The following is a 6,000-nucleotide window of genomic DNA, read 5'->3' on the forward strand; positions in this document are numbered from 1 at the left end:
GCCCCGCCCTGTGTGTGGGGCTGGCCACTGCGGGCGCGATCATCTTCACTAGCGTGCCACACACACCTGCGCCTGGAGCAGAAGGCAACCCTGCTGTCCGGTCTTCGAGCGGGTGGTCGCGGCCGCTGCCCGCACCGATGTCCAGCACCGAGCTCGGCCGTGCGGGGAACAAGTGCAGCATCTCGCGGTGGACCTCTGCGAACGTGACGCTCTCGTACTGCTCAGCCAGCCTCTCAGCCGCTTCGGCGTATCCGGAAGTGGATTGCACGGGTTCGACCGGTATGTTCCTTTTCGCAGCATGGCACTCTAAGCGGGATTCCTCTCCGGACCCTCCGCTCAGGCTGTGTGATCCCATCCCCGCAACGGCAGAGCTTCTAGCGGTTCACCTGTTCGGCTTTCTGGGTTTGATGTTGGATCTGCAGGTCAGCGGGGAAAGGTGTTTACGCTCCCCTCCCCGTCTGCTGTGCCGGGCCAGCGGCGATGATGACAGAGCGGGTGCTCCGCTGCCCGATCAACGCCGATCTAGGCCGACTGCGTGATGTGGTGCATGCCTACGCCGACGCCGGCGGGTTGCGCGGGGAGCGGTTAGAGGATCTGGTGCTGGCGGTCAACGAGGCGGTCACCAACGTGCTCGACCACGGCGGCGGCGCCGGCACGCTCACCCTGCACGCCCGGCCTGGCGCTGTGCTCGTTCAGATCGAGGACACCTCCGGCCAGCTGACCCGCGAGCACCTGGACGCCGCGGAGATCGATCCGACCGCGATGCGCGGGCACGGGCTGTGGATCATCCAGCGGTTGTGCGACGGGGTGCACCTGCAACGCACCAGCCGCGGCGCGCTGCTGACCCTGACCATGAACACCCCCCGCACCCCGCACACCCCCGGCCCCACGGGTAGCCCAGACTGCTCTTGACGTGCACAAACCCTCCTCCCGGGGGCCGATGTGCGCGGCAGACATTCCGGACTAGGATGGCATCCGTGATCACTGTCGGCAGTGACGATGTACCGCCTGCGCCGCTGACCCTGACCTCGCGGCTCGTGGACGGCATCGCCGTCATCACCATCAGCGGGTTGCTGGATGTCACCACCCGCGACCAGTTCGCCGACTACCTCGACCAGGCCGGTCCCGCGCTGTTCCTGGACCTGGCCGGGGTGACCTTCATGGACTCGCGCGCCCTGGGCCTCATCGTGCACCACTGGCAGCGCGCCGTCACCGGCGGCGAGAAGTTCGCGCTGATCGGCGCCGACTACGCCCGCGTCAAAGTCATGTGGATCACCGGCCTGGCTCAGCGTATCCCCAGCTACGACACGCTGGACCAAGCACTGGCCGCCCTGGCTTGACCCACCCGTCAGGCCCAGGGAGAGCGCGGGAGGGCGGGCGCCGCAATATAACCCTCTGGACCGGTAAGGGGTCAATGTTCCGTCTCATCAGGGCCGGGGAGGGGGAGGCGATGACGGACGTGCTGGAAGCCGCCGGGCTGGAGGCGGCCGGGGTCGTGCTGCGCCGCCAATACACCTCGATGCGGCTCAGCGCGTCAGGTGAGCAGCCTCGCCTGCGCATCGAACAGCAGCACCTGGGCGCCGTGCGGCTGGACCGGGTGAGTGTCCAGGCGGCTCTGGAGGCCGACTGCGAACCGCTCGGCACGTTGTGCGTTGGGCGGCTGCGTTCGGGACGGCTGCGCTACCGGTCCGGGCGGGAGGAGGTGCTGCACCGGCCCGGCGAGGTGTTCCTGGCCGCCCAGCCCGGCCGGCCGTTCCAGACGAGCCTGCGCGACCTGGCCTGCGACGTGGCCGTCTTGGACCCGGTCCTGCTCGGTGACGTGGCAGCCGAGCTCGCCGCACCGTCCGGCCAGGCCCCGTCCGCCTCCGGCGGCGGGGGCCGGGTGCGGCTGCTGAGCCATCGGCCTGTCTCGCGGGAGGCCGGCGTGTTGTGGACGCGGACCTACGCCTACGTGCACAGCGCGGTCGCGGGCAACCCGCACGCCATGCACAGCCCGCTGATCCTGGCACAGGCTGCCCGGCATCTGGCCGCGGTCACGCTGTCGGTCTTCCCGTACACCACCGCTGCCGAGCCAGCTCACTTGGCCGGCCGGGACGCCCACCGGGACACATTGCGCCGCGCCATCGCCTACCTGGAGGCCCACGCCGATCAGGACATCACCGTGGCCGACATCGCCGAGGCCGCGCACGTCACCGTCCGCACCATCCAGCTGGCCTTCCGCCGCCACCTGGACACCACTCCCCTGGGCTACCTGCGCCGGATCCGCCTGCACCACGCCCACGACGACCTGCGCGCCGCCGACCCGGGGCGAGGCGACTCAGTCGCCGCCATCGCCGCCCGCTGGGGATTCGCCCACCCCGGCCGATTCGCCGCGCTGTACAGGCGAGAGTTCGGCCGCTCCCCCGGCCTCACCTTGCACGGCTGACCACCCGACGTCCCGGCGCGATCCGCGCCGGCACCGCCTGATGAGCGGGCAGGCGGGCCTTGCAGCCGGTCTGGTCCTGGCGGCACCGGTCAGTTGAAGAGCTGGACAACGGTGGCCTTCTTGACCCGGTCGTAGCTGTCGATGACCAGGTACCAGTAGTCGTCGTAGGGCACCTGCAGTGTGAGAGGGCTGTAGTCGAAGAAGCCGCCGTGGTACTTGTAGGCCTCCTGGTCGAGGTACGCCTGGTACTCGTCGCTGTCCATCAGGCAGACCCGGGCCGTCGACCCGCGCCAGTCCACCTCAAAGCAAGCGCCGGCCCCGGTTTCTCCAAGATCCCAGTACAGATGCTGCACACACCATTAGTAGCTGGCCACGCACCGCCCGGGAGGCCGCGCAAGGACGACCTACTGGTGGGTCGTCGGCCATCGACGTGCGCTGACCGCTTCTCCAAAGCCCCGGCCGGGGCGGCTTCCCTTTGCCAGCATGAGATGCACCCGACCGTCCAGAGACATGGAGACCTTGATGGCGCGCCCGAAGTTCCGGATCACCTGCTGTCTGTGCGGCAGGCTCATCCCTCTGGCGTCGGACGCCTACGACCTGGACAAAGAATGGCAGCGCCGATATCCCCAGATGAACGGCACCATCGCGTGCGGCTGCGCTCTGAAGATCTCCTGGCAGTGCCACGGTCCCGGCGGCGGTTACGTAGAGGGCCACATTCCCGCGGTCCGGTCCAACGGCGAGCCTGAGCCCGACGGCAGTTGTTTCGATGCCTGGTCCCACATCGGGCCACCCGGGACCCACGTCGCGCAGGTCATCGGCAACCCTTGGTCAGGCTTGCTCCAAGGGGCTGAGGAGTACCTGCGCTACACCGCTGAGCGTGGGGGCGTGGATCCCGCCGTGGCGCAGGAGCTGCGGGCCGTCCTGGCTGAATGGGACGCTGCCCGAGCCGAGGACCGACCCGCATCCGCTACTGCGGGGCGGCGGGGAAGTGCAGGTCCAGGATGTCGACCCACTCCGGCAGGATGATGAACCCGCTGCGGCCGCAGAACTTGTCGTCGTTCAGCGTGACCAGTTCCACCAGGGCCTGCACGAAGGGGCTGTCGGCCTGATCGGCAGGCAGGGCCTGCAGCGCCGTCTGGAAGCGCGCTACCGCGTGGGGGAAGAGTTGCTCGGCGCGTTCTTCCTCCTGGCGCACCTGCTCGGCGCTGATCTCCGTCCGCAGTTGCCATTCCAGATGCTCCCCGCAGTCGTGGGCGTGCAGCTGGTTGGTTTTGCTGGTGAGTAGCAGCAGCGCTTTGTCGGTCAGTTTGGACAGCACCCGGGGGTGATCGGGCCCGGAGTGTCGGTGAGAAGTAGCAGCACCCGGAGGCTCGACCACCCACCATGCGTGTTCATGCGATTGCTGATAGGGACGTGCGGTGGCTGGCTTGGAGGGAGCCAGCGGGGTCTCCGTAGCAAACGGCGGAAATCCAACGAATCTACGCCTGACCTGTGGTTTCTCGCGTTCCACGATCCTAATTGATCTCCGCTGCCGACTAGAGCGGGAGCGCCGAGCGGCACGTCATTCGAGCGGGTTGTGAAGTGGGTGGACGAGGACGCGTTTGACCTGCGGAGTTAATGCCCGTCCCCGAGTCCACCCGTCCGAGGTCAGGGCACGTGGAGGCAGACGAACTCGGCCTCGAACAGGGCATCCATGGCGGTCTCGGTGCTGCGCAACGCAAGGGCGGGCCACCCTGCCCGGCTCCGCCGCGACCCTGCCGTGTCTGGATCGGTGGCCTGCCTTCAGTCGCCAGGGATGTACAGCAAGCAGAGGTTGGAAGTCGGGGTCGCTTCCGCACGGTCCCAATCCTGCGCGAGGTTGCCGTCCTCGCAGCTCTCGCTCGGATCGGGGCGTGGCGAGTCCACGTTGGGGTCTTTCATGATGACGCGGTATTCGGCGTCAGCGGAGTCGCAGGGGACCTTGATCAACGAGCCGTAGATGTCGGCGACACAGTCCCCCGCATCGAGTTCGCGCACGCCGAGGTGGGTCAGCGCACGATTCACCCAGGCGGAGAAGCGATCTGTGCCGCCGTCGTGCAGCACGACGGCAGTGGGGGCGAGGGCCAAGAGGACGAGCCCGGCCGCCGCACCCTTCCACCCGACCATCCACCCCCGCGCCTTCGCGGGCGCGTTCCCGACAGATTGCGCATGAGGGGTAGGCGGTGGAGTGCCCGGTGGCTGGACGCGCGTCGCGTGCAGCGTGACGACCTCGGTGACGGCGTCCGGCAGCCAGGCCCCACCAGCACGTTGCGGGTTGTGCGGGGCGAGGGCGGCCAGCTCGTCCAGCAACGCCCGCGGTGTGGGCCGTGCGGCGGGGTCCTTGGCCAGGCAGGCGGCCACAAGGGTGGTCAACGGGGTGGGCAGGTCCGACAGGTTCGGCTCCTCGTGCACGACCCGGTAGACGAGCGCGTGCACCGGGCCCTCACCGAACGGGCTGTGGCCGGTCGCGGCGAACGCGAGCACACAGCCGAGGGAGAACACGTCCGCGGCCGAGCCGACGGTCTGGACCGTGGCCTGCTCAGGGGACATGAACGCGGCGGTGCCCAGCACAGTGGCGGTGCGGGTGTGGGAGGTGGCATCCAGGGCGCGGGCGATGCCGAAGTCGATCAGGCGGGGGCCGTCCGCGGTGAGGATGACGTTGGCGGGTTTGAGGTCGCGGTGCACCACGTTCTGGGCGTGTATGGCGTCCAACCCCTCGGCCAGGCCGGCGCCGAGCACGGCCACCGACTCCATCGGCAGGGGTCCGTGGTCGGCGACGGCCTGGTGCAGGGTGGGGCCGGGGATGTAGGCGGTGGCCAGCCATGGCGGGTTCCCCTCGGGGTCGGCGTCCACGACCGGGGCGGTGTAGAAGCCGCCCACCTTACGCGCGGCCTTCACCTCATCGGAGAAGCGGCGCCGGAAGCCTGCGTCACCGGCCAGATCGGAGCGCACGATCTTGACCGCGACGGTGCGGCCACCTGGGGAGCGGCCCAGGAACACCTGGCCCATCCCGCCGCCGCCCAGCCGGGCATGGATGCGGTAGGGGCCGATCTGTGCGGGGTCGTCGTCGCGCAAGGGGGTGGTCATGGCACCACTTCCGTGGGGAGGGGGAGTGCGGGAGTCGATGATCCCAGGAGAATCCGTTGCTTGCCGGAGCCGGCCACGGCCCCGGGTGATGGTGACGCCAGGTATTCGCATCAGATGCAATTGGCGCTGGATGCAGCTTTCGCGGAAGATCCAACCCTTAGTCGCGCGTCGACATCAACCACCCCACGCGCCACAGATCACCCAGATTCGTGACAAACCGTAGCGGAGATGATCAACAAGAACCGTGGAACTCGAGAACCCACAGGTCAGGCGGAAATCCGTTGGACTTCCGCCGTTTGCTACGGGGACCCCCAGCGCGTCGGGCGCATGGGCTCTGGGCACAAGCGCGTGCGGCCCCGACGCCATCGGCATCTGAGAGTGCGTTTCGCGAGCTTATGCCCCTTTCGTCGCCGGAGTTGGCTTAGGTCGCCCGGTCAGAGGCTCGTCATTCGGGCTATGGGCGCGGTTGG

At 68.6% G+C, this 6,000-nt stretch carries 6 protein-coding genes; 3 read left to right on the forward strand and 3 right to left on the reverse strand.

Annotated elements, in window-relative coordinates; translation table 11 throughout:
- Positions 1-483: 483 nt before the first annotated feature.
- The 3 genes from ACIA8R_RS52395 (at position 484) to ACIA8R_RS52405 (ending at position 2,425) form a co-directional block, all read left to right on the forward strand.
- Positions 484-912, forward strand: coding sequence for an ATP-binding protein (locus ACIA8R_RS52395; RefSeq protein ID WP_364092750.1), 429 nt, complete (start codon positions 484-486; stop codon positions 910-912).
- A 65-nt stretch (positions 913-977) separates the two neighbouring features.
- A complete protein-coding gene (locus tag ACIA8R_RS52400; protein ID WP_397045687.1) occupies positions 978-1,340 on the forward strand; it encodes an STAS domain-containing protein in 363 nt (120 codons plus the stop codon).
- A 74-nt stretch (positions 1,341-1,414) separates the two neighbouring features.
- A complete protein-coding gene (locus ACIA8R_RS52405; RefSeq protein ID WP_397045689.1) occupies positions 1,415-2,425 on the forward strand; it encodes a helix-turn-helix transcriptional regulator in 1,011 nt (336 codons plus the stop codon).
- 89 nt (positions 2,426-2,514) lie between these two features.
- On the opposite strand, the gene ACIA8R_RS52410 is transcribed toward ACIA8R_RS52405, so the two are convergent.
- From ACIA8R_RS52410 to ACIA8R_RS52420, 3 genes are all read right to left on the reverse strand, one after another.
- Positions 2,515-2,778, reverse strand: coding sequence for a DUF1883 domain-containing protein (locus ACIA8R_RS52410; RefSeq protein WP_397045691.1), 264 nt, complete (start codon positions 2,776-2,778; stop codon positions 2,515-2,517).
- A gap of 614 nt (positions 2,779-3,392) precedes the next feature.
- Positions 3,393-3,743, reverse strand: coding sequence for a hypothetical protein (locus ACIA8R_RS52415; protein WP_397045692.1), 351 nt, complete (start codon positions 3,741-3,743; stop codon positions 3,393-3,395).
- 464 nt (positions 3,744-4,207) lie between these two features.
- Positions 4,208-5,530 (reverse strand): serine/threonine-protein kinase, encoded by a 1,323-nt coding sequence (locus ACIA8R_RS52420; protein WP_397045694.1) that lies wholly within the window; start codon positions 5,528-5,530, stop codon positions 4,208-4,210.
- Between the last annotated feature and the right edge of the window lie 470 nt (positions 5,531-6,000).

Source organism: Nonomuraea sp. NPDC051191 (genome assembly GCF_044455665.1).
Lineage (GTDB): Bacteria > Actinomycetota > Actinomycetes > Streptosporangiales > Streptosporangiaceae > Nonomuraea.

Bases quoted from the DNA above. Each gene is read 5' to 3' on its own strand.
- ACIA8R_RS52395 (WP_364092750.1), top strand. From the start codon at position 484: ATGACAGAGCGGGTGCTCCGCTGCCCGATCAACGCCGATCTAGGCCGA.
- ACIA8R_RS52405 (WP_397045689.1), top strand. From the start codon at position 1,415: ATGTTCCGTCTCATCAGGGCCGGGGAGGGGGAGGCGATGACGGACGTG.
- ACIA8R_RS52420 (WP_397045694.1), bottom strand. From the start codon at position 5,530: ATGACCACCCCCTTGCGCGACGACGACCCCGCACAGATCGGCCCCTAC.